Genomic DNA, 24274 nt, shown 5'->3' on the forward strand with positions numbered 1-24274 from the left:
CTCACGCTTCGCCGAACTCGGCGTCGATCATTTGGAAGACCTCGTCCATCGTTGTGGCCGCTTCGATGCGCTCGGCCGTGCTCTCCGCCTCGCCGTCGTCCGCGACGACGGACAGCAGGCGGCGCAGCCGCTCGGCCACCTGGCGCCGGTCGTCCTCGGCGACCGTGGCGAGCATGTCTTCCAGCTTCTTCAGTTCCTTGTGGATGGGTGGTTCGGCGACCGCCACGCCGCCGAACTCGGCGAGCAGCAGACGCGCGATCTCCGCGGGTGTGGGGTAGTCGAACACCAGCGTGGCGGGCAGGCGCGCCCCGGTGGCCTGGGTCAGCCGGTTACGCAGGTCGACGGCGCCGAGCGAGTCGAAACCGATCTCCTGGAAGGCGCGTTCGGGCTCGATCGCGGCGGCCGAGGCGTGGCCGAGTACGGCCGCCACCTGACCGCGGACCATATCCAGGATGATCTGCTCCCGGTCCTCCATCGCGACACCGGCAAGCTGGTCGCGCAGGGACACCGTCGTGGTGTCCACGCGCCGGGCCGGGACAGGTGCCAGCCCGCGCAGTACGGCGGGGATCGCTCCCGTCCTGGCCTGGGCGCGCAGCACCGCCGTGTCCAACTGGACCGGCACCAGCAGTGCGACGTCCGAGGTGAGGGCCTCGTCGAAGAGGCCGAGACCCAACTCGGTGGTCAGTGCCTTGGCACCCATACGCTCCAGCCGGGCCAGCTCCCCCTGACCCAACTGCGCCGCCATACCCGCGGCCTCCGACCACAGACCCCACGCCAACGACGTGGCGGGCAACCCCACCGCACGCCGGGACGCCGCCAACGCGTCCAGAGCCGCGTTCGCCGCAGCGTAGTTACCCTGCCCCGGACTGCCGATCAACGCGGCCACCGAAGAGAACAACACAAACGCGGAGAGATCGGCGTCGGCGGTCAACTCATGCAGATGCCACGCCGCATCCACCTTCGGCCGCATCACCCGCTCCACCTGCTCCGGCGACAGCGACTCGATCACAGCGTCGTCCAGCACACCGGCGGTGTGTACGACCGCGGTCAGCGGACGCTCCACCGAACCCAGCGCGGCGACCAGCTGCTCCCGATCGGACACATCACACGCGACGACATGCGCACGGCAGTCCAGAGCCGCCAGCTCCGCCACCAACTCGGCGGCACCCTCGGCCTCCGGACCACGACGACTCAGCAACAACACATGCCGCACACCGTGAGCCGTCGCCAGGTGACGAGCGAACACCGCACCCAGACCACCCGTACCACCGGTGATCACCACAGTGCCGTCCGGTTCGAAGACCGGCGACGGGTCGGACACCGTTGCGGCGGTACGCGACAGCCTCGGTGTCAGCAGCCGTCCGCCACGCACCGCGAGCTGCGGCTCGTCCGTCTCGACCACCGCGCCCCAGTCGGGCTCCTGGCCATCGAGGTCCACCAGGACGAACCGTCCCGGGTGCTCCGACTGGGCACTCCGCAGCAGACCCCAGACGGCCGCCTGGGCGACGGCGGGTGCCTCATCCTCGACGCATACCGCACCCCGGGTCGCCAGGACCAGCCGGGACTCCCCCAGCCACTCACTGGCCAACCACCGCTGTACCAGGCCCAGTGCCGCACCGGCGGCCGCTCGGGCCGCCCCGGGGACCGCATCGTCCGGAGTGCCGACGGTGGCCAGCACCACCTCGGGGGCGCTCACCCCGTCGGCCAACGCCTTCTCCAGCGCGGCCAGATCGGCGAATCGATCCACCGATCCACCGATCTCGCCGAGCGCGGCGATTCCGACGGGGCGCGGCGCGGCGGCCTTCGCGGGGACCCACTCCATCGCGTACAGGTGGCGTTCGCCGTTCTGCCGCGCGGCTTCCAGGTGCGCCTGTTCCACCGGGCGTACGTCGAGCCGCCGCAGACAGGCCAGCGGCAGACCGTCCTCGCCCGCGATGTCGAGCCGCAGGGAGGTCGGGTCCGGCAGGGTGATCCGCACCCGGACCCGGGTGAGACCGAAACGCTCCAACTGCACACCGGACCAGGAGAACGGCAGCCCGCTGGGGTTGTCCTCACCCATGTCCAGCATGCCGAGCCCGCCGTGCAGGGCGGAGTCGAACATCGCCGGGTGGATGGCGAACCCGTCGGCCGGACCCGCCACTTCGGGCAGCGCCAGCTCGACCAGGACCTCGTCACCCCGGCGCCAGGCGGACCGCACGGCGCGGAAGGCCGGGCCGTAGTCGAAGCCCACGTCGGTGAGATGGGCGTTCCGGTTGAGCAGTGTGTACAGCTCGGACACGGCGAGGGACTCGGCGTCCGCCGGCGGCCACGGTGCGGGCAGCGCCTCCAGCGGCTCGGCCTTGGCGGACAGCCAGCCGCGGGCGTGGCAGGTCAGCTCGGTGGCTTCGTCCTCGCCCGCCTCGATCCTGGAGAAGAAGGCGATCTCGCGGCGGCCGTCCTCGGCGGCCTGGCCGACCGTCACCCGGATCTGCCGGGTGACGTCGTCCTCCAGGACCAGGGGCGCGGCGATGACCAGTTCGTCCACGACATCGCTGCCCAGTCGCCTGCCGATGGTCAGCGCCATCTCGACCATCGCGGCGCCGGGCACCAGCACGATGCCGAACACCATGTGGTCGCGGGTCCACGGCTGGCTCTCCTGGGACAAGCTGCCGGTGAACACCCACTCGTCGCGGTCGCCGACCTGTACGGCCGCTGCGAGGATCGGGTGCCGCATCCGGTCCAGACCGGCGGCCGAGGCGTCGCCCGCGCCGGGCTTCCGGGAGAGCCAGTAGTTCTCGCGCTGGAAGGCGTACGTGGGCAGTTCGACGCGCTGGGCGCCGGTGTCGGTGTAGAAGGCGCTCCAGTCCACCTCCACCCCGGCGGTGTGAGCGCGACCGAGGAATCCGGCGAACGTCTCGCTCTCGGTGCGCTTGGCCCGCAGCGCCGGAAGGAACGCCGCCTCGGCGTCATCCTCCACACACTGACGCGCCATCGCGGTCAAAACGGCGTCGGGCCCCAGCTCCAGGAACCGCCGGACACCCAGCCCCCACAGGGTCCGCACACCGTCGGCGAAGCGGACAGCCTCACGGACATGACGCACCCAGTAGTCCGCGTCAAACGCCGACACCAACTCACCGGACACATTCGACACCACCGGGATACGGGGCTCGGCATACGCCAACTTGTCGGCCACCGCACGGAACTCATCGAGCATCGGCTCCATACGCGGCGAGTGGAACGCATGCGACACCCGAAGCCGAGAAGTCTTACGCCCCTCCCACCGCGGCAACCACTCCTCCGCAGCCTCCTCATCACCCGAGACAACCACCGCCAACGGACCGTTGACCGCAGCGATCTCCAACCGGCCCTCAAACCCGGCCAGCGACTCCGCCACCTCAGCCTCAGCAGCCTGAACCGCCACCATCGCACCGCCGGTGGGAAGGGCACCCATCAACCGACCACGCGCCACCACCAGCTCAGCGGCATCCGCCAGCGACAACACACCCGCCACATGCGCGGCAGCGATCTCACCGACCGAATGGCCGATCAGATAGTCCGGACGAACCCCCAACGACTCCGCCAGCCGGAACAGCGCCACCTCAACCGCGAACAACACCACCTGCGTGAACTCCGTCGAGTTCAACACCGCACTCTCAGCGCCCAGCAACTCACGCACCGAACGCCCCAGACGGGGATCCAACTCCGCGCACACCTCGGTCAGCGCCTGATCGAACACCGGGAACACCCCGGCCAGCTCCAGACCCATCCCCGAACGCTGCGAACCCTGCCCCGTGAAGAGGAACGCCGTCTGCCCCGCGATCCCGGACTCGGCCGACACCTCGGTCAGCCGCGCCAGCAACTCATCCCGGTCACCCGCCACCACCACAGCCCGGCGGTCCAGCAACGCACGCGAGGTCACCAGCGAGAACGCCGTGTCCGTGACAGACAGCTCAGGCTGCGACAGCAGATGCGAACGCAGCCGCTCCACCTGCGCCCGCAGCGCCTCATCCGTCCGGGCGGACACCACCACCGGCAACGGCACGGCAGACGCGCTCCGCTCAACGGACACCGGCTCCTCGACCGGAGCCTCCTCCACGATGATGTGCGCGTTGGTGCCGCTCACACCGAACGACGACACCGCCGCACGACGCGGACGGCCCTCGACGCGCCACTCGCGCGCCTCGGTCAGCAGCCGCACCTCACCGGACTCCCAGTCCACATGCGGTGACGGCTCATCCACATGCAGCGTCGGCGGCAGCACACCGTGCCGCATCGCCATCACCATCTTGATCACACCCGCCACACCGGCAGCCGCCGAGGTGTGACCGATGTTGGACTTGATCGAGCCCAGCCACAACGGATCCCCGTCACGCTCCCGGCCATACGTGGCCAGCAGCGCCTGCGCCTCGATCGGGTCACCCAGCTTCGTGCCCGTGCCATGGCCCTCGACCGCGTCCACATCGAACGGCCGCAGCCCGGCGTTCTCAAGCGCCCGACGGATGACCCGCTCCTGGGAGGGACCGTTCGGCGCCGTCAGACCGTTGCTCGCACCGTCCTGGTTCACCGCACTGCCCCGGACCACACCCAGGATGCGACGGCCATTGCGACGGGCGTCCGACAGCCGCTCCAGCACCACCACACCGACACCGTCGGAGAACCCGGTCCCGTCGGCCGATGCCGAGTACGCCTTGCACCGCCCATCCGGCGAGACCGCCCGCTGGCGGCTGAACTCGGTCAGGAGGTAGGGACCGGCCAGCAGGGTCACACCGCCCACGAGCGCGAGCGAGCACTCACCGGACCGCAGCGCCTGCCCGGCCATATGCAGGGCGACGGCGGAGGAGGAGCACGCGGTGTCCACCGACACCGCAGGACCCTCGAGACCGAGGGTGTACGCGATCCGGCCGGACACCACGCTGGTGGTGGTCCCCGTCAGGCGGTAGCCCTCCAGCTCGCCGGAGGACATGCCCCCGTAGTCGGTGGTCACCACTCCGGCGAACACGCCGGTGTCGCTGCCCCGCAGCGTCGTCGGGTCGATGCTCGCGTGCTCGAACGCCTCCCACGACGCCTCCAGCAGCAGCCGCTGCTGCGGGTCCATCGCGGTGGCCTCGCGCGGGCTGATGCCGAAGAACTCCGCGTCGAACTCCCCGATGCGCTCGAGGAAGGCACCGCCACTGGTGTTGATCTTCCCGGCCCGGTCCGGGTCGGGGTCGTAGATGTTCTGGTCCCAGCCGCGGTCGGTGGGCAGTCCGCCCACCGCGTCACGGCCCTGGGACACCAGCTCCCACAGCTCCTCCGGCGAGCTCACCCCGCCCGGGTACCGGCAGCTCATGCCGACGATGGCCAGCGGCTCGTCCAGGGTGGCCCGCTTCGTCCGGGCGGCGGGCTTCGGCGCCGCCTCGACACCGCCGAACTCGGAGAGCAGCAGCCGCGCGACGGCGGTCGGAGTGGGGTGGTCGAAGATCAGCGTGGCGGGCAGCCGCACACCGGTGGCCTGGGTCAGCCGGTTACGCAGCTCGACGGCGCTGAGCGAGTCGAAGCCGATGTCCTTGAAGGCCCGTTCGGTGTCGATCGCCGCGGCGGAGGCGTGGCCGAGGACGGCCGCCACCTGCTCGCACACCGTGTCCAGGACGATCCGCTCCCGGTCGGCCTCGGCCACACCGGCGAGGCGCTGGGCGAGCGAACCACCGGTCTCGGCGCGCCGCGCGGGGACGGGCGCCAGACCGCGCAGCAGCGCGGGCAGCAGACCGGACCGGGCCTGGGCCCGCAGCGCGGCCGGGTCGAGCTGGACGGGCGCCAGGAGCGCGGCGCCGGTGGCGAGTGCCAGGTCGAACAGCTCGAGTCCGCGCTGCTGGGACAGCGCGCCCACGCCGGTGCGCTCCAGACGGGCCAGATCGGCCTCGCTGAGCTCGCCCGACATACCGCCCACGTCGCCCCACAGGCCCCAGGCCAGTGAGGTGGCGGGCAGCCCAGCGGCCCGGCGCGACGCGGCGAGCGCGTCCAGCGCGGCGTTGGCGGCGGCGTAGTTGCCCTGGCCGGGGCTGCCGATGAGGGCGGCCACGGAGGAGAACAGGACAAACGCGGAGACGTCGGCGTCGGCGGTCAGCTCGTGCAGATGCCATGCCGCGTCCACCTTCGGCCGCATGACCCGCTCGATGTGCTCGGGCGTCAGCGCCTCGATCACACCGTCATCCAGCACACCGGCCGCGTGTACCACGGCGGTCAGCGGGCGCTCCAGGGAACCGAGCGCGGCAGCCAGCTGGTCCCGGTCGGACACATCACACGCGGCAACCCGCGCGTGGCAGCCGAGGGTCCCCAGCTCGGCCACCAACTCGGCGGCGCCCTCGGCCTCCGGACCACGACGGCTCAGCAGCAACAGATGGCGCACACCGTGAGCGGTCGCGAGGTGCCGGGCGAACACCGCGCCCAGACCGGCCGTACCACCCGTGACCAGGACGGTCCCGTCCGGGTCGAGAGCGGGCGCCTGGCCGACCGCCGCTTCGGGGCGTGCGAGGCGCGGTGCCAGCACCTTGCCACCGCGCACGGCCAATTGCGGCTCGTCCACGCCCAGCAGCGCGACCCAGTCGGGCTCATCGCGGTCCATCTCACCGTCGACGTCGACGTCGACCAGAACGAACCGGCCGGGGTGCTCCGACTGGGCGCTGCGCAGCAGACCCCACACCGCGGCCTGGGCCGTGTCGGGAGCCGCGCCGTCGACGGCGACCGCACCGCGGGTCTCCACCACCAGCTTGGCCTCACCCAGCCACTCGCTGGCCAGCCACCGCTGTGCCAGGACAAGCGCCCGGGCGGCGGTGGCGTGCACCGAACCGGGGGTGGTCCCGTCGGGCGTGGCCACGGTGGCGAGCACCGCCCGCGGCGCCGTGGCGCCCTCGGCGAGCGCACGCTCCAACGCGTCGAGGTCCGCGTGGGTCTCCCCCGCGCCGATCCGGACCAGCTCCCGCGCCCCGGTGGCCGGTCCGGGCTCGATCCGTGTCCAGTCCACCGTGTACAGCGACTGCCGCGCGTCGCCGCGCGAGCTGTCGATGCGCTCCTGCTCCACCGGGCGCACGACGAGCGAGCGCACGGACACCACAGGGGTTCCGGTCTCGTCCGTGGCGTCCAGCCGCAGCGAGGTGCCGCCGGTCATGGTGGAGCGAACCCGCAGCCGCGAGGCGCCGGGCCGGTGCAGCCGCACACCGCTCCAGCTGAACGGCATGAGGTGCGCAGCGGCGTCGTCCCCGGTGAGCAGGATGACACCGCTCTGCAACGCGGAGTCGAAGAGCGCGGGGTGGATACCGAAGCCCTCGTGGCCCTCGGGCAGGGTCACTTCGGCGTAGGTCTCGTCGCCGTCGCGCCAGACGGCCTCGACACCGTGGAAGAGCGGGCCGTAGTCGTAGCCGAGGTCGGCCAGCCGGCCGTAGAGCTCGTCGACGGGCATCGGTTCGGTGTCCTGCGGCGGCCACTGCTCGGGCCAGGCCCCGGCGGGCGCGCTGTCGGTGCCGAGGGTGCCGCGGGCGTGGCAGATGGTCTCGGTCTCCGCGGTGCCGGTGGAGTGCTCCGGCCGGGAGTAGATCGCCACGTCACGACGGCCGTCGGAGCCCGGCGCCCCGACGGTGATGTGCAGTTGCCGGGTGATGTCGGACTGGATGAGCAGGGGCGATTCGAGCACCAGCTCATCGAGTACCGGACTGCCGGTGTGACGTCCGGCGGTGAGGGCCAGTTCGACCAGCCCCGTGCCGGGCACGACCATGGTGCCGAGCAGCAGGTGCTCCGCGACCCAGGGCTGGGTCTCGGTGGAGACACGGCCGGTGAGAACCCATTCGTCGTGGTCGCCTACCCGTACGGCCGCGGCCAGGACGGGGTGCTCGACGCCTATGAGCCCGGCGGCCGAGACATCGCCCGGCGCGCTGCCCGGCGTCAGCCAGAACCGCTCCCGCTGGAAGGCGTACGTGGGCAGCTCGACACGCTGGGCACCGGTGGCGGCGTAGAAGACGCTCCAGTCCACCTCCACCCCGGCGGTGTGAGCACGGCCGAGGAAACCGGCGAACGTCTCCCGCTCGGTGTGCTTGGCCCGCAGCGCCGGAATGAACACGGCCTCGGTGTCATCCTCCACGCACTGACGCGCCATCGCGGTCAGTACGGCGTCGGGGCCCAGCTCCAGGAACCGTCGGACGCCCAGCTCCCACAGGGTCCGCACACCGTCGGCGAAGCGGACGGCCTGACGGACATGACGCACCCAGTAGTCCGCGTCAAACGCGGAGACCAGCTCGCCGGTCACATTGGAGACCACAGGGATTCGGGGCTCCGCGTACGCAAGCCGCTCCGCCACCGCACGGAACTCGTCGAGCATCGGCTCCATACGCGGCGAGTGGAACGCATGCGACACCCGAAGCCGAGACGTCTTACGCCCCTCCCACCGCGGCAACCACTCCTCCGCAGCCTCCTCATCACCCGAGACAACCACCGCCAGCGGGCCATTGACGGCGGCGATCTCCAACCGGCCCTCAAACCCGGCCAGCGACTCCGCCACCTCAGCCTCAGCAGCCTGAACCGCCACCATCGCACCGCCACTCGGCAGCGCACCCATCAACCGACCACGCGCCACCACCAGTTCGGAGGCATCCGCCAGGGACAGCACACCGGCCACATGCGCGGCGGCGATCTCACCGACCGAATGGCCGATCAGATAGTCCGGACGAACCCCCAACGACTCCGCCAGCCGGAACAGCGCCACCTCAACCGCGAACAACACCACCTGCGTGAACTCCGTCGAGTTCAACACCGCACTCTCAGCGCCCAGCAACTCACGCACCGAACGCCCCAGACGGGGATCCAACTCCGCGCACACCTCGGTCAGCGCCTGATCGAACACCGGGAACACCCCGGCCAGCTCCAGACCCATCCCCGAACGCTGCGAACCCTGCCCCGTGAAGAGGAACGCCGACTTACCGGGCGAAGCCGCCTCACCAGCCGACACCTCCGTCAGCCGCGCCAGCAACTCATCCCGGTCACCCGCCACCACCACAGCCCGGCGGTCCAGCAACGCACGCGACGACACCAGCGAGAACGCCACATCCGCGACGGACACCTCTGGCCGCGCCACCAGGTGCGAACGCAACCGCTCCACCTGCGCCCGCAGCGCCTCATCCGTCCGGGCGGACACCACCACCGGCACCGCACCGGCGGGCCGCACCACCTCGACCGGTTCCGCCTCCTCGGACGGCTCCTCGACCGGAGCCTCTTCGAGGATCAGATGCGCGTTGGTGCCGCTCACACCGAAGGACGAGACACCCGCACGGCGCGGGCGGCCCTCAACCCGCCACTCGCGGGCCTCGGTCAGCAGCTCAACACGACCGGAATCCCACTCCACATGCGGTGACGGCTCATCCACGTGCAGGGTCGGCGGCAGCACACCGTGCCGCATCGCCATCACCATCTTGATCACACCCGCCACACCAGCGGCAGCGGACGTATGACCGATGTTCGACTTGATCGACCCCAGCCACAACGGATCCCCGTCGCGGTCCCGGCCATAGGTGGCCAACAGGGCATGGGCCTCGATGGGATCGCCGAGCTTGGTGCCCGTGCCGTGCCCCTCGACCGCGTCGACCTCGAGCGGGCTCAGTCCGGCGCTGGCCAGGGCCTGCCGGATGACCCGCTCCTGGGAGGGACCGTTGGGCGCCGTCAGACCGTTGCTGGCACCGTCCTGGTTCACCGCGCTGCCCCGGATCACACCGAGGATGCGACGGCCGTTGCGACGGGCGTCCGACAGCCGCTCCAGCACCACCACACCGACACCGTCGGAGAACCCGGTGCCGTCGGCGGAGGCCGCGTACGCCTTGCAGCGCCCGTCGCGGGCCAGCCCGCGCTGCCGGCTGAACTCGACGAACAGGAAGGGTCCGGCAAGCACCGTGACACCACCGGCGAGCGCGAGCGAGCACTCTCCGGCGCGCAGGGCCTGCGCGGCCAGGTGCAGTGCCACGAGGGAGGCCGAGCAGGCGGTGTCGATCGAGACCGCAGGTCCCTCGAGGCCGAGGCTGTAGGCGACGCGACCGGACATCACACTGCTCTGGGTGCCGGTCACCCGGAACCCCTCCAGCTCGGGCAGTGTCGAGGGGCCGTAGTCGGAGGAGACGGTGCCCGCGAACACACCGGTGTCGCTGCCCCGTAGCGTCGTCGGGTCGATGCCCGCGTCCTCCAGCGCCTCCCACGCCGTCTCCAGCGTCAGTCGCTGGGTGGGGTCCATGGCCAGCGCCTCGCGCGGGCTGATCCCGAAGAAGTCGGCGTCGAAGGTGGGGACGGTGTCGACGAACCCGCCCTCCCGCGCGTAGGCGCTGCCCGGCCGCTCCGGGTCGGGGTCGTAGAGCCCCTCCAGATCCCAGCCTCGGTCGGTCGGGAACGGGCCCATCGCGTCCCGCCCGGACGCCACCAGCTCCCACAGCTCGTCCGGCGAGGACACCCCGCCCGGGTAGCGGCAGCTCATGCCCACGATGGCGATGGGCTCCACATCGCGCTGTTCCAGCTCGCGCACCCGGCGGTTGGCCGTGCGCAGTTCGGAGGTGACCCGGCGCAGGTAGCTGCGCAGCTTCTGCTCGTCGCTCATCGGTCCGTTCGATCCGCTCGCGCCGTCGTCTGTCTTCCCGGTCATGCGGATCCGAGCTCCTTGTCGATCAGGTCGAACATCTCGCTGTCGGAGACGAAGTCGAGGTCGTCTTCGAGGGTGTCTTCGGTGGTGGCGTGGCCGCCGCCGGTCGCGTTCAGCAGGGTCTTCAGCCGGTTGCTGAGGGAGCGCAGCCGCGGTTCCGCACCGGCCAGCTGCTGTTCCTGTTCGGACAGGGTGATCAGAACCGCCTCGAGCCGCTGGAGCTCCTCGTCGAGTGGCGAGGGCCGCTGTGCGGAGGTGGCGCCGCCGACCTCGCCGAGGATCAGCCGGGCCGCCTCGATCGGGGTGGGGTGGTCGAAGACCAGCGTCGCGGGCAGGCGGATGCCCGCCACCTGGCTGAGCCGGTTGCGCACCTCGACCGCGGCGAGGGAGTCGAAGCCGAGCTCCTTGAAGGTGCGTTCGGCGTCGATGGCGGCGGCCGAGGCATGGCCGAGCACCGAGGCGACCTGGGTGCGCACCAGGTCCAGTACGACCTGCTCGCGGTCGGCCTCGGGCACTCCGGCGAGCCGCCGCTCCAGCGAGCGGGCGTTGTCGGCGCGGCGCGCGGGGGCCCGCACCAGACCGCGCAGCAGGGCGGGCAGCAGACCGGACCGGGCCTGGCCGCGCAGCGCGGCCGGGTCCAGCCGGACCGGGGCGAGCAGGGCGGTGTCGGAGTCGAGGGCCTGGTCGAACAGTTCCAGGCCGAGCTCCGCGGAGATGGCGCCGATACCGGTGCGCTCCATACGGGCGAGGTCGGTCTCGTCCAGCTCACCGGTCATCCCGGTGGAGTCGGACCACAGGCCCCACGCCAGGGAGAGGGCGGGCAGTCCGGCGGCCCGGCGGAGTGCGGCGAGCGCGTCCACGGCGGCGTTGGCGGCTGCGTAGTTGGCCTGGCCGGCGTTGCCGAGCAGACCCGCCGCGGAGGAGAACAGTACGAACGCCGACAGGTCCATCCGCGAGGTGAGCTCGTGCAGATGCCACGCCGCGTCCGTCTTGGGCCGCATGACGTGCCGCATCTGCTCGGGGGTCAGCGATTCGATGACCCCGTCGGCCAGCACACCGGCCGTGTGGACCACGGCGGTGAGCGGGCGGTCGAGCGATTCGAGCAGACCGGCGACCTGTGCGCGGTCGGCCACGTCGCAGGCGGCCACCCGGGCCTGGGCGCCGAGTGCTTCCAGTTCGGCGACCAGTTCGGCGGCGCCCTCGGCGGCCGGGCCGCGCCTGCTGACCAGCAGCAGGTGGCGGACGCCGTGGCGGGTGACGAGGTGCTTGGCGAAGAGGGCGCCGAGGCCGCCGGTGCCACCGGTGATCAGCACCGTGCGCTCGGGGTCCAGGGGCGCCGGTACGGTCAGGACGACCTTGCCGACGTTACGGCCCTCGCGCAGGAAGCGGAACGCCTCCTGGCCGCGGCGGACATCCCAGGCGCGGATCGGCGAGGGCGACAGCATCCCGCGCTGGAACAGGTCGGCGATGGCGACCAGCATCTCCTGGATGCGGTCCGGTCCCGCCTCCATGAGGTCGTAGGAGCGGTAGCGCACACCGGCGCACCGCTGTCCGATGGCCTCCGGGTCACGGATGTCGGTCTTGCCCATCTCGATGAAGCGGCCGCCGCGCGGCATCAGTTCGAGTGTGGCGTCGACGAACTCGCCCGCCAGCGAGTTCAGGACGACATCTACGCCGGTGGGGCCGGTGGCCTCGTGCAGGACATCGCGGAAGCCCAGGTCACGGGAGTTGGCGATGCGCTCCGCGGGCACGCCCAGGGCACGTACGGCGTCCCACTTGGCCGGGCTGGCCGTGGCGAAGACCTCGGCGCCGAAGTGGTGGGCCAGCTGTACGGCGGCCATGCCGACGCCCCCGGCGGCGGCGTGGACCAGCAGCTTCTCGCCCGCCTGGAGGTCGGCCAGGTCGACCAGACCGTAGTAGGCGGTGAGGTAGACGACGGGGATCGCCGCCGCCTCGGCGAAGGTGAGATGGTCCGGCATGGCCGCGACGGTCTTGCGGTCGGCGACGGCGACGGGGCCGAAGGCATCCATCACCAGGCCGAACACCCGGTCGCCCGGCTTGAGGTCGGTGACCCCGGAGCCGACCTCGAGCACCACGCCCGCCGCCTCGCTGCCCAGCGGTGCTTCACCGGGATACATGCCGAGGGCGATGAGCACATCGCGGAAGTTGAGCCCGGCGGCGCGGATGGAGACGCGGACCTCGCCGACGCCCAGTGCGCGGGCGCCGTCGGAGGGCAGGATCGTGAGGTTCTCCAGGGAGCCCTTCTCGGTGCTGCCGAGCCGCCATGCCGTACCGGAGGGCCCGGCGACCGGCCGTGCCAGCCGGGGCGCGAGCAGGGCACCGCCGCGCACGGCGAGCTGCGGCTCGTCCAGACCGGTCAGGGCGGTCCAGTCGGGCTGCTCGCCACCGTCGGTGTCGACGAGGACGAACCGTCCGGGGTGCTCGGTCTGCGCGCTGCGCAGCAGACCCCAGGCCGGTGACTGGGCCAGGTCCACGGATTCGGCGCCGACGGCGACCGCGCGCCGGGTCACCGCCACGAGGGTGGCCTCGCCCAGCCATTCGCTGGCCAGCCACCGCTGGGCCAGGGCGAGGGTGCGCTCGGCGACCTCGTTGGCGGCGTGAGCGGGGTCGTCGGCGGCCGCGGGCTCGATCTCGGCGAGCACCACGTCGGCACCGGGGGCGCCGTCGGCGAGCGCGGTCTCCAGGGCGGGCAGATCGGCGTAGCGCTCGCCCGGCGCGTCGAGGTCGCCGAGGACCACAACGCGGGCCTGCGAGGAGGTGCCGGTGATCGGCGCCCAGTCCAGCTGGAACAGCGCGTTCTGCTCACCCCGGGCGCGGGTCAGCTGTGCCGGGTCCACGGGGCGTACGGCGAGGCTGTCGACGGCGAGGACCATCTCGCCGTTCTCATCGGCGATGTCGACGCGGAAGGCGGACTCGCCCGCCCCGCCGATGCGTACCCGCACCCGTGAGGTCGCCGGACGTCCGAAGCGCACTCCGGACCAGGAGAACGGCAGATCCGGAGCGGATCCGGGGTCCTTGTCCAGCATGCTGGCGTGGAGTGCGGAGTCGAACAGCGCGGGGTGGATGGCGAATCCGTCGACGGCGGTGTCCTCCGGCAGGGCCACCTCGGCGAACACCTCGGTCCCGCTGCGCCACACCGACTGCACGCCCTGGAACAGCGGACCGTATTCGAGCCCGGCGTCGGCCAGCCGCTCGTACAGGGCGTCGGCGGAGGACTCGACGGCCGCGACCGGCGGCCAGGAGGCGGGGAACGGCGCCGCGGGCCCGGCCTCGGGGGCCAGCCAGCCGCGGGCGTGCCGGACGATCTGCCGCTCGCCCTCTTCTCCGCCGCCGGTCTCGGAGGTCCCGGTCCCGGTTCCGCTCCCGGTCTCGGAGAGGGAGTGGATGGCGACCTCGCGGCGTCCGTCCTCGCCGGGCTGGCCGACGGTGACCCTGATGTGCCGGGCGCTGCCCTCGTCGAGGGTCAGCGGAGCCTCGAAGACCATCTCGTCGAGGAGTTCGCAGCCGAGGTGGCGGGCCGCGGCGAGGACGAGTTCGACGAGTGCGGCGCCCGGCACGATGACCGCGCCCAGCACCACGTGGTCGCCGACCCACGGCTGTGTCCCGGTGGCGAAGCGGCCGGTGAACACCCACTCGTCGCGGTCGGCCACCTGGACGGCCGCCGCCAGGACCGGGTGGCGCATCCGGTCCTGTCCGGCCGCCACGACATCACCGCCCTGTGCGGAGGGGGTGAGCCAGAACCGCTCGCGCTGGAAGGCGTAGGTGGGCAGGTCCACGCGGTGCGCGCCGCTGCCCGCGTACACGGCCTGCCAGTCGACGCGCACCCCGGCGACATGTGCCTGTCCGAGCGAGAGCAGGAACCGGCGCAGTCCGCCCTCGTCGCGCCGGAGGGAGCCGACAACGGCCACCCGGCCCGCCGCGTCCTGCGCCTCGACGGTCTCGTCCACCGCCATCGTGAGGACCGGGTGCGGTGACACCTCGACGAAGCAGCCCATGCCCTTGTCGATGAGCGCGCGGATGGCGGGCTCGAAGCCGACCTGGCCGCGCAGGTTGGCGTACCAGTACGCGGCATCCATGGTGGTGGTGTCGAGGAAGCCGCCGGTCACCGTGGAGTAGAACGGGATCCGCCCGCTGGACGGCGTCACGGGGGCAAGTGCCGTCAGCAGTTCGGCCTCGATGGCCTCGACATGGGCCGAGTGCGACGCGTAGTCCACCTTGACCCGGCGCGCCCGGACATCATCACGCTCACACGCCGCCAGCACCTCGTCCAGCGCCTCCGGGTCACCGGCGACAATCACCGCCGCCGGACCGTTCACCGCCGCCACCGAGATCCGGCCCTCATACGGCGCGATCAACTCCGCGGCACGCCCCACCGGCAGCGCCACGGACATCATCCCGCCCAGCCCCGCAAGCCGATCCCGCACCAACTGACTGCGCAACGCCACAATCCGCGCCGCATCACCCAACGACAACGCACCCGCCACATACGCGGCCGCGATCTCACCCTGCGAATGCCCCACCACCGCCGACGGCTCCACACCATACGAACGCCAGAGCGCCGCCAAACCCACCATCACCGCGAACAGAGCGGGCTGCACCACATCCACCCGCTCCCACGACGGCGCGCCCGGCACACCCCGCAGCACATCCTCAAGACGCCAGTCCACAAACTCCGACAACGCCTCACCACACGCCGCCACCTCCGCAGCGAACACCGGCGAAGAGTCAAGAAGTTCGACCGCCATCCCGACCCACTGCGCACCCTGACCGGGGAACACGAACACCGGCTTCACACCTGAACCGGTGGCCTGGCCCTCCGCCACGTTCGCGGCGGGCTCGGCCGAGCTCAGCTCGCTCAGCCCGGTCAGCAGGGCGCCCCTGTCGGTGGCCACGACCACGGCACGGCGCTCGAGATGGGCCCGGGTGGTGGCCTGGGCGAAGGCGATGTCCAGGTGGTCCAGTTCGGGACGGGCGATCATATGCGCGCGCAGCCGGTCGGCCTGCTCACGCAGCGCCGCCTCGCCACGGGCCGAGAGCGGGACGAGCACCGGCGGGCGGACCCCCGTGCCGCGCTCCCCGGTCGGCTGGTGGGGCGCGGCCGCGTCCCCTTCCGGTTCCGGGGCCTCCTCGAGGATCACATGGGCGTTGGTGCCGCTCACGCCGAACGACGAGACACCGGCGCGGCGCACCCGCTCCCCCGCGGCCCACTGCCGGGCCTCGGTCAGCAGGGCGACCTCGCCCGAGGCCCAGTCCACGTGTGAGGACGGCGCGTCCACATGCAGGGTGGGCGGAAGCGTCTCATGACGCATCGCCATGACCATCTTGATCACACCGGCCACACCGGCCGCGGCCTGGGTGTGGCCGAAGTTCGACTTGATCGAGCCGAGCCAGAGCGGGCCGTTCTCCCGGTTCTGGCCGTAGGTCGCCAGCAGCGCCTCGGCCTCGATCGGGTCTCCCAGCGGTGTGCCCGTGCCATGGCCCTCGACCGCGTCCACCTCGGACGGCGACAGCCCGGCGCTGGACAGCGCCTGCCGGATCACCCGCTCCTGTGACGGGCCGTTGGGCGCGGTGAGGCCGTTGCTCGCACCGTCCTGGTTGACGGCGCTGCCGCGCACCAGGGCCAGGATCCGGCGGCCGTTGCGCTGGGCGTCGGACAGCCGCTCCAGGACGAGCAGGCCCATGCCCTCGGCCCAGCCGACGCCGTCCGCCGCCTCCGCGTACGCCTTGCAGCGCCCGTCCGGGGACAGCGCGCGCTGGCGGCTGAACTCCACGAAGGCGCTGGGCCGGGCGAGCGTGGTCGCCCCGCCGACCACGGCGAGCGAACACTCCCTGGCGCGCAGGGCCTTGCTGGCCAGGTCGATCGCCACGAGGGAGGAGGAGCAGACGGTGTCCACGGTGACCGCGGGGCCCTCGAAGCCGAAGGTGTAGCTGATACGGCCCGACGCCACGCTGGGGGACGACGCGATGGAGAGGTAGCCCTCGATCTCCGGGCGCCGGTCGCTGAGGCCCGCGACAAACTGGTAGTCGGAGAACATGAGCCCGCAGAAGACGCCGGTGTCGCTCTCCTTGAGGGTCAGCGGGTCGATTCCCGCGTCCTCGAAGGCTTCCCAGGCCCCTTCGAGCAGCAGCCGCTGCTGCGGGTCCATGGCCAGCGCCTCGCGCGGGCTGATCCCGAAGAACTCGGCGTCGAACTCGGCCATGTCGTCGAGGAATCCGCCGTGGCGGGTATAGGCGGTGCCGGGGTGGTCCGGGTCCGGGTCATAGAGGTTGTCCAGGTCCCAGCCGCGGTCCTCGGGGAACTCCGAGAACCCCATACGTCCCTCGGCGACCAGCGACCACAATTCCTCCGGCGAGGTCACCCCTCCGGGAAAGCGGCAGCTGATCCCCACAATTGCCAGGGGCTCGCCCGCCTGGTCGAGCAGCTGCTGATTCTGCCGCCGCAGGCGCTCGGTCTCCTTCAGCGACTTTCGCAGGGCTCCGACGATGTCGGGCTTCTCGAGGGCCATGCTTGTTTCCCCCACCTTCGGGCTCTTGCCGGCAACCATGTGGTCGACTGTTTAGATCCCGCGGTGGCTCGCCCAGATACAGCGATTCCAAGAAATTTTTCTCGAGAGAGGTTTGAGGGCCGCTGATGCTGTGATGGATCGTCTCGGCGTGGATTCGGGCATGCCGAACGGACCCGGCCGCGCGGCCCTCCGGAAGGGATACCGAAGCGCAGCGCGGCGGGTCGAACCGCTCTCAGGGCCCTACGGGTTCACGGCCAGGGCGTCGTCCAGCGCCCTGTTGATGGAATCCGTGAGGCGGGTGCCGTCGTCGGTGAAGAAGAAGTGGCCGCCCTCATGGGTATCGAGGGTGAACTCCCCGGTGGTGCTCCGCTTCCACTCGGCCGCCTCGGGCTCGTTCACCTTGGGGTCGGCCTTTCCGATGTGCACATGGACCGGTACCGAGAGCCGTATCTCCGGCGAGGCGCAGTAGGTCTCCGCCAGGCGGTAGTCCGCGCGCATGGGAGGCAGGATGAGATCGAGAATCTCCTCGTCCTGGAGGAGTTCATGTCCCATGCCGCCGAGCAGTGCCATCTCCCGGAGAAAGGCGTCATTGCCCTTGAGATGCGTGCCCTCGTCCTTGCGCAGGGTCGGCGCCACCCGGCCGCAGGCGAAGAGAGCCAAGGGCGCATTGCCCTTCGCCTCCATACGGTGAGCCACCTCAAAGGCCACCAGCGCGCCCATACTGTTCCCCATCAGAACGACGGGCAGGTCGTTCCACTCGCCGATGAGTGCGGCGATCTCCTCGGCCAACTCCTCGATGGTGTCCCGGAAAGGCTCGCGGCGGCGATCCTGCCGACCGGGGTACTGGACCCCGTGAACATCCAGCTCACCGAAACCGCGGGCGAACTGGAAGTACGAGTTCGCCGAACCTCCGGCATGCGGCAGGAGAATCAGCCTGGCCCTGGGGTCGTCGGTGGAACTCAGTGTGCGAATCCAGCGACCGAAGTCTTCTGCGGTACTCATGACAGCCTTTCCCTGTTGCTTTCCGCGTGACGTCAACGGAGCTGAGACGTCACGTGACCCGAGACGTCAACGGGCGTCGTCGGCCGTCTGCATGGCGACGCCCTCGCCGTCCTTCTGTGTCCCCTGCGACGGGAAGCGGATGAACAGGGTGCAGGCCAGGGCTCCCAGCACCAGGAAGGCGATGGGCAGCAGACCGGTCTCGCTCAGGGCGGTGCTGTAGGGCTCCTTGAACGTCTCCGGAATCGCGGTGACGCTGCCCTCGACATGGCCTCCGCCCCCGCCGATGCCCGGCAGATGCGCGTCGAGCCGGTCCACGAACAGCGCGCCGACCGCGGCGCTGCCGAGCACGGCGCCCACCTGGCGGTTGGTGTTGTAGACGCCCGAGCCCGCACCGGACTGGTGGACCGGGAGGTTACGGGTGGCGATGGCGCCCAGCGGGCCCCAGACCATGCCGTTGCCGATACCGGTGACGGCCGCCGTGGCCGAGAACATCCACAGGTGCGAGTCCGGCTTCATCAGCTCGCTGTACGCGAAGATGGTGAGGCCGAACAGCACGAAGCCGGTGGTGGTGAAGGTGCGCGGATGCATCGTGTCGGACAGCTTGCCGACGAACGGGGCACAGATACCGGTCAGGATCGCCAGCGGCGCGAAGATCAGCGCCGACTCCATGGAGGTGAGCCCGCGCACACCTTGCAGATAGAAGTAGGTCGGTACGGTCATCGCGGTCACCGCGGCGCCCATGGCCGCGATCCCCACATTGGCCAGTGCGAAGTTGCGGTCACGGAACAGGCTCAGCATCAGCAGGGGTTCACCCTTGTTGAGCGCCTGTGTCACGACGAACATCGCCAGTACGGCCAGTCCGGCGCCGATCATCAGCCAGATGCTGGCCGACCAGTCCTTGTTGTTGCCTTCCTGAAGGCCGAAGACCAGCAGGAACATACCTCCGCAGGACAGCACGATGCCGGGTACGTCGAACTTATGGGGCCTGGTCTCCAGCGCCGGCACCATCTTCCACGCGAGGACGAAGGCCAGCACACCGATCGGCACATTGATCAGGAAGATCCACTCCCAGCCGGCGGAGTCCACCAGCAGACCGCCGATGACCGGGCCCACCAGCAGCGCGACCCCCGCGGAGCCGCCCCACGCGCCCATCGCCGCGCCGCGCTTGTCCGCGGGGAAGATCCGGGTGACCACCGCCATGGTCTGGGGTGTCATCAGCGCGGCCCCGAGGCCCTGCACGGCGCGTGCGGCGATCAGCATGTCGATGCTTCCCGCGACACCGCACCACAGCGAGGCGAGCGTGAACACCACCAGGCCGACCAGGTAGACGTTCTTCGGGCCGAAGCGGTCGCCCAGCCGTCCGGTGAACAGCAGCGGCGCCGCGTAGGTGAGCAGATACGCGCTGGTCACCCAGACGACTTCGGAGACATCGGCCTCGAGTGACTCCATGATGGCGGGGTTGGCGACCGCCACCACGCTCATGTCCAGCAAAATGAGGGAGAATCCGACAAGCAGCGCGCCTAGAACGTGCCACGGATTTCGTTCAACGGTCACGGTTATCTTCCCACCCTCATGCTGCTGACTGACCCCTTCTCCGGATGACAGATCCGGGCCCACCCGCCCCGGATACACCCAGGACGGATTTCCGTATCGAATGTGACTGAGGTCACATCAGTGCGGGGGTGGGTTCAAAGCGGCGGATACGCTCGCAGGCCGTGTCGAGGACGTCGTCGTCCTTGGCGAAGCAGAAGCGCAGCAACTGGTCACCGGCCGCGCCCCGGTAGAAGGCGCCGCCCGGTACGGAGGCCACCTTGCCGCGCTCGACGAGCTCCGTGGCCGCCTCCCGCGCGGTGGCGAAGCCCCAGTCGGAAACGTCGGCGAGGACGTAGTAGGCGCCCTGGGGCACGATGGGCCGGGTACCCGCCGCCGTCAGCGCCCCGCACAGCCGCTCGCGCTTGCGCCGGTAGTCCGTGGCGAGTCCGGCGAAGTAGTCGGCGGGCAGGGCGAATCCGGCGGTCACCCCATGTTGCAGCGGGGTGGGGGCGCAGACGTAGTAGAGGTCGTTGACGAGGGTGATGGCGCGGGCCAGCGGTGCGGGCGCGACCGCGTACCCCATACGCCATCCGGTGATGCTGAAGGTCTTCGACAGCCCCATGATGGTGACCGTGCGCGGCCAGAGGCCGCCCACGGTGCACGGGGAGAGATGCGGGCGGCCGTCGAAGCGGATGTACTCGTAGATCTCATCGGTGATCACCAGCAGATCGCGTTCATGGGCGACCCGGGCGATCGCCTCCAGCTCCGCCCGGCCGAACATCTTGCCGCTGGGGTTCGCCGGGGTGCAGACCACGAGGGCGCGGGTGTGGGGGCGCAGCGCCGCCCGCAGCGCGTCCTCGGTGACGGTGAACCCGGGCGGCTCCAGGGTGAGGCAGTGCGGTTCGAGCCCGGCCACCACCGCGGCGTTGAGGTGGTAGCCGTAGTAGGGCTCCATCAGCAGAATGCCGTCGCCCGGGTCGAGCAGGGCGTTGATGGCCGCCGTGTACGCGCCGGTGGCGCCCACCGTGACCACGATCTCGGTGTCCGGCCGGGCCTGGATGCCGTTGTCCCGGGCGAGTTTGGCGGCGATGGCCTCGCGCAGCGCGACATCGCCCTCCGGGTAGGAGTAGACGCTTCTGGCGGCGTCGATGGCGGCCTTCGCGGCCTCGGCGACCTCGGGCGGGGTGGGCAGGTCGCAGATGCCCTGGCCGAGGTTGATGGCGCCCGCCCGGTCGCTCTCCCGGCTCATGCGCCGGATGTCGGACTGGGCGAGTCCGCGCAGTCGCCGTGCCTCATACCGCGGCATGGGGCTTCCCTTCGAGTTCGTCCCGGGCGTCCGGGGCGTCCGGGCTCTGCTCGGGTATGGAGAGCCGCCGTACGAAATCCCCGATCGTGCGGAGCAGCCCCTCCGCCAGCCCCACCTTGGGTTCCCAGCCGAGGAGTTCACCGGCCCGGGAGATGTCCGGGCAGCGGCGGGTCGGATCGTCCTGGGGCAGCGGCCGGCGGACCGTCTCGGAGCGGGAGTCGCTCAGCTCCTTGATGAGCTGTGCGATCCGCTCGATGGTCGACTCCTGGGGATTGCCCAGGTTCAGCGGGGTGGCGTCGGTGTCCGCCTCCATGAAGCGGACGGCCGCCTCCACGAGATCGTCCACATAGCAGAAGGACCGGGTCTGGCGGCCGTCCCCGTAGAGGGTGAGGGGCTCGCCGCGCAGCGCCTGCACGATGAAGTTGGACACCACCCTGCCGTCGTTCTCGTGCATCCGCGGACCGTAGGTGTTGAAGATCCGGGCGATGCGCACCTGGACGCCGTACTGGAGCGCATAGCTGATCGCCAGGGCCTCGGCACAGCGCTTGCCCTCGTCGTAGCAGGCACGGATCCCGATGGGGTTCACATGGCCCCAGTAGTCCTCCGGCTGCGGATGTACGGCGGGGTCGCCGTAGACCTCGGAGGTGGAGGCGATGAACAGCCGTGCGCCGACCTCGCGGGCCGCCTCCAGGGCGTGCAGCGTGCCCTGGACGCAGGTGCGGATGGTACGCACCGGATTGCGCTGGTAGTGCACGGGCGATGCCGGGCAGGCGAGGTGGAAGATGCGGTCGGCCTCGACGACGAACGGCTCGTTGACATCGTGCCGTTCGAACTCGAAGCGGTGGTGGCCCAGCAAATGCTCGATATTGCGTCGTTGTCCGGTGAAGAGGTTGTCCATGCACAGGACGTCATGGCCCTCGTCGAGTAATCGCTCGCACAGGTGGGATCCGATGAATCCGGCACCACCGGTGACGAGAACGCGCTTGGACGTCATGGGGGTGAGCCCCTCTCGTGACGGCCCCCTGGGGGGCTTGAGCCGGGACCGGCTGTCAGCGCATCGACAGCCCGCCGTTGCAGTCGACCGTCTCGCCGGTCAGGAATTCGTTGTCGATGAGGAAGGTGATGGTGCGGGCGACATCGGCGACGGTGCCGGCCCGCTTCAGCGGGGTGCTGCCGATGAACTGCCGCATCTTCTCCGGGGAGGTGACCCGCTCATGGAACCGGGTGTCGATGATCCCCGGCGCCACGGCGTTGACCCGGATATCCGGTGCCAGCTCGTTCGCCGCGCCCCGGGTGAAGGCGTCCAGGGCGGATTTGGAGGCCCCGTACGCGGTGGCGGTGGGCGCGCCGTGGCGCATCGCGATGGAGGTCACGTTCACCACGCACGGGTTGGTGCCGCTCCGGAGGAGCCCGGTGCACAGCCCCGTGAGCCGCATGGCCGAGAAGGTGTTGAGCGCGAAGGTGTCGGCGAGATGGCGCCAGTTCAGATCCTCGACCGACTGCCGCTCGATCATGCCGCCCGCGTTGTTCACCAGCACGTCCAGGGCGTCGAACTGCGTGCTGATGGTGCGGAACAGGCTCAGACAGCCCTCGTCGGTGGTCAGATCCGCCGCGACCACGTCCACGCTCGCGCACTGCGATTTCAGCTCCGCCTGGAGGGCCAGGGCGGTTTCGGTGGAGGAGTGGTAGTGCAGCAGCAGTCGGTTGCCCGGGGCGAGGTGCCGGGCCGTCTCGGCCCCGATGCCCATACCGGCTCCGGTGATGACGATGGTCTTGGCTGACACCAATGGGTCCCTTCTCGGCTGGTCCGTCTCTCGGCTGGTCTGTCTTTCGGCTGTCCGTCGGGGGAACGCGTCAGACGGTCCCTCGGGTGGGGGTGGCCGCGGTGTGCCCCGGCGCGAAGCGCTGGGCGAGCACCTGGGGAACGTTCATATTGACCGCGTGCGCGGCCGCGCGGGCGGTGGTGCTCCCGGGGTCCCGCGCCCAGTCGGGGAGTGGGTCCAGACACCGCCGCATGGCGTGTCCGGCCAGCTCGCGCGCCTCGTCCGCGTCGAGACGGCCGGAGGCGACGGAGTGTTCCAGGGCGAGTGTCACTTCCTTCCTGGCGTTCACCGCGCACATGGTCCACTTGGGCAGAACACTCATCGTGCAGCCGGACCGTACCGGGAACACGCCCATGTTCCGGCGCACCCGTGAGTCCGAGACCGTGTTGATCGCCACCTTGAGGTAGGTGCCGAGGATCGTCGAGCGCCGCAGCTCGGGATAGAACTCACGGAGCCGGTCGAGCGTCCACGCGGCCCGCTTCTCCTTCTCCGGATGGCCTTCGGCCAGGTAGCGGGTGTACTCCTCGGGGAAGTCGCAGCTCTCCGGGTCCATCACCACGTTCATGATGTGGGCCGCGGGCGGGTGGTAGATCATCGCGCAGCCTTCGTTGAGCGGGCTGAGCATCCCGCCGTAGGAGTCCTCCAGCTTCAGACAGGTGAAGTTCTTGTCGGTGCCGTCCGGGAGGTCCACATAGAGGATCTCGCGCAGGGCCAGGAACAGCTTGGGGAACGTGATCGACGGGTTCAGCCGCTTCGCCATGCCGAAGGCCGCGGTGGCCGCGCACAGGCTGACCTGGTCCGCGACCACGGTCTCCGGGGTGCCGTCGGCGGCGCGGTAGGCCACCTCGTACCGGCCGTCGGCGAGAGGGGTCACCGAGGTCACCGTGGCGCCCTCGCGGAAGTCCACCCCGCCGCTCCTGAGCTCCCAGTCCAGCACGGCGGAGACGAGCACCGGGTTCATACCCCGCTGCGGGGTGAGGAAGGCGGCGGCCACATCGCGCACACCCGGTACGGTCGGTATCTCCCGGCAGATGTCCGCCGGGTCGCCGAAGACGGCGTCGGCCGGGTCCTGTGCGCAGCGGTCGGCGTAGTGCCCCTGGATGACGCGCATATTGGCGCGGCACTGGCCGACGATGTCATGGCCGTCGTCCATCATGCTCCGCGAGGCGATGATCCGGCTGTAGGTCTTGCCGCCGTAGATCAGCTCGGGGAAGAAGCGCTCGTTCTCGATCCGGCCGTCGAGGCAGTCGCGGGCGCTCTGCGGGTCGAAGGGGTACTCGGCGCCGCTGTGGTTCTCGCTGACGATATTGCTGGTCTGGGTGCACACCGGGTACGTCCCGGCGGAGCGGGCGCGCTCCCGCTCCAGGACCACGACCTGGTACCCGGCTCGGCTGCGGGTGATCGCGCTGAGGCAGCCGGCCACCCCGGCGCCGATGACGACGTGCGTTTCCCTGCGGTGCAT

8 protein-coding genes are annotated in these 24274 nt (G+C 70.7%); all 8 read right to left on the bottom strand.

The genetic code is table 11. The features are described 5' to 3' along the window. Window position 1: 1 nt before the first annotated feature. The 8 genes from AB0C66_RS13540 to AB0C66_RS13575 all read right to left on the bottom strand — a co-directional run bounded on the left by AB0C66_RS13540 (window position 2) and on the right by AB0C66_RS13575 (window position 24274). Window positions 2-10624 carry an SDR family NAD(P)-dependent oxidoreductase gene (locus AB0C66_RS13540; protein WP_362436774.1) on the bottom strand — a complete coding sequence of 3541 codons (10623 nt, stop codon included), beginning with the start codon at window positions 10622-10624 and terminating at the stop codon, window positions 2-4. Further along, window positions 10621-17148 (bottom strand): SDR family NAD(P)-dependent oxidoreductase, encoded by a 6528-nt coding sequence (locus AB0C66_RS13545; RefSeq protein ID WP_362436776.1) that lies wholly within the window; start codon window positions 17146-17148, stop codon window positions 10621-10623. The genes AB0C66_RS13540 and AB0C66_RS13545 overlap by 4 nt, the downstream gene beginning before the upstream one ends. A 240-nt stretch (window positions 17149-17388) precedes the next feature. Continuing rightward, entirely contained in the window at window positions 17389-18150 is a 762-nt protein-coding gene (locus AB0C66_RS13550; RefSeq protein WP_362436778.1) for an alpha/beta fold hydrolase, read from the bottom strand. A gap of 66 nt (window positions 18151-18216) precedes the next feature. After that, window positions 18217-19782 (bottom strand): MFS transporter, encoded by a 1566-nt coding sequence (locus AB0C66_RS13555; RefSeq protein WP_362436780.1) that lies wholly within the window; start codon window positions 19780-19782, stop codon window positions 18217-18219. A 34-nt stretch (window positions 19783-19816) separates the two neighbouring features. Continuing rightward, window positions 19817-20989, bottom strand: a complete 1173-nt coding sequence (locus AB0C66_RS13560) for an aminotransferase class I/II-fold pyridoxal phosphate-dependent enzyme (protein ID WP_362436782.1) — start codon at window positions 20987-20989, stop codon at window positions 19817-19819. Next, window positions 20976-21983, bottom strand: a complete 1008-nt coding sequence (locus tag AB0C66_RS13565) for a UDP-glucuronic acid decarboxylase family protein (RefSeq protein ID WP_362436784.1) — start codon at window positions 21981-21983, stop codon at window positions 20976-20978. The genes AB0C66_RS13560 and AB0C66_RS13565 overlap by 14 nt, the downstream gene beginning before the upstream one ends. 55 nt (window positions 21984-22038) lie before the next feature. After that, window positions 22039-22773: an SDR family oxidoreductase gene (locus tag AB0C66_RS13570; RefSeq protein ID WP_362436786.1), complete on the bottom strand. Its 735-nt coding sequence runs from the start codon at window positions 22771-22773 to the stop codon at window positions 22039-22041. Between the two features lie 70 nt (window positions 22774-22843). After that, window positions 22844-24274 carry an FAD-dependent oxidoreductase gene (locus AB0C66_RS13575; protein ID WP_362436788.1) on the bottom strand — a complete coding sequence of 477 codons (1431 nt, stop codon included), beginning with the start codon at window positions 24272-24274 and terminating at the stop codon, window positions 22844-22846.

It is taken from the genome of Streptomyces sp. NPDC048636 (assembly GCF_040650655.1).
Taxonomy (GTDB): Bacteria; Actinomycetota; Actinomycetes; order Streptomycetales; family Streptomycetaceae; genus Streptomyces.

Bases quoted from the DNA above. Each gene is read 5' to 3' on its own strand.
- AB0C66_RS13540 (WP_362436774.1), bottom strand. From the start codon at position 10,624: ATGACCGGGAAGACAGACGACGGCGCGAGCGGATCGAACGGACCGATG.
- AB0C66_RS13550 (WP_362436778.1), bottom strand. From the start codon at position 18,150: ATGAGTACCGCAGAAGACTTCGGTCGCTGGATTCGCACACTGAGTTCC.
- AB0C66_RS13575 (WP_362436788.1), bottom strand. From the start codon at position 24,274: ATGCACCGCAGGGAAACGCACGTCGTCATCGGCGCCGGGGTGGCCGGC.
- AB0C66_RS13545 (WP_362436776.1), bottom strand. From the start codon at position 17,148: ATGGCCCTCGAGAAGCCCGACATCGTCGGAGCCCTGCGAAAGTCGCTG.
- AB0C66_RS13560 (WP_362436782.1), bottom strand. From the start codon at position 20,989: ATGCCGCGGTATGAGGCACGGCGACTGCGCGGACTCGCCCAGTCCGAC.
- AB0C66_RS13565 (WP_362436784.1), bottom strand. From the start codon at position 21,983: ATGACGTCCAAGCGCGTTCTCGTCACCGGTGGTGCCGGATTCATCGGA.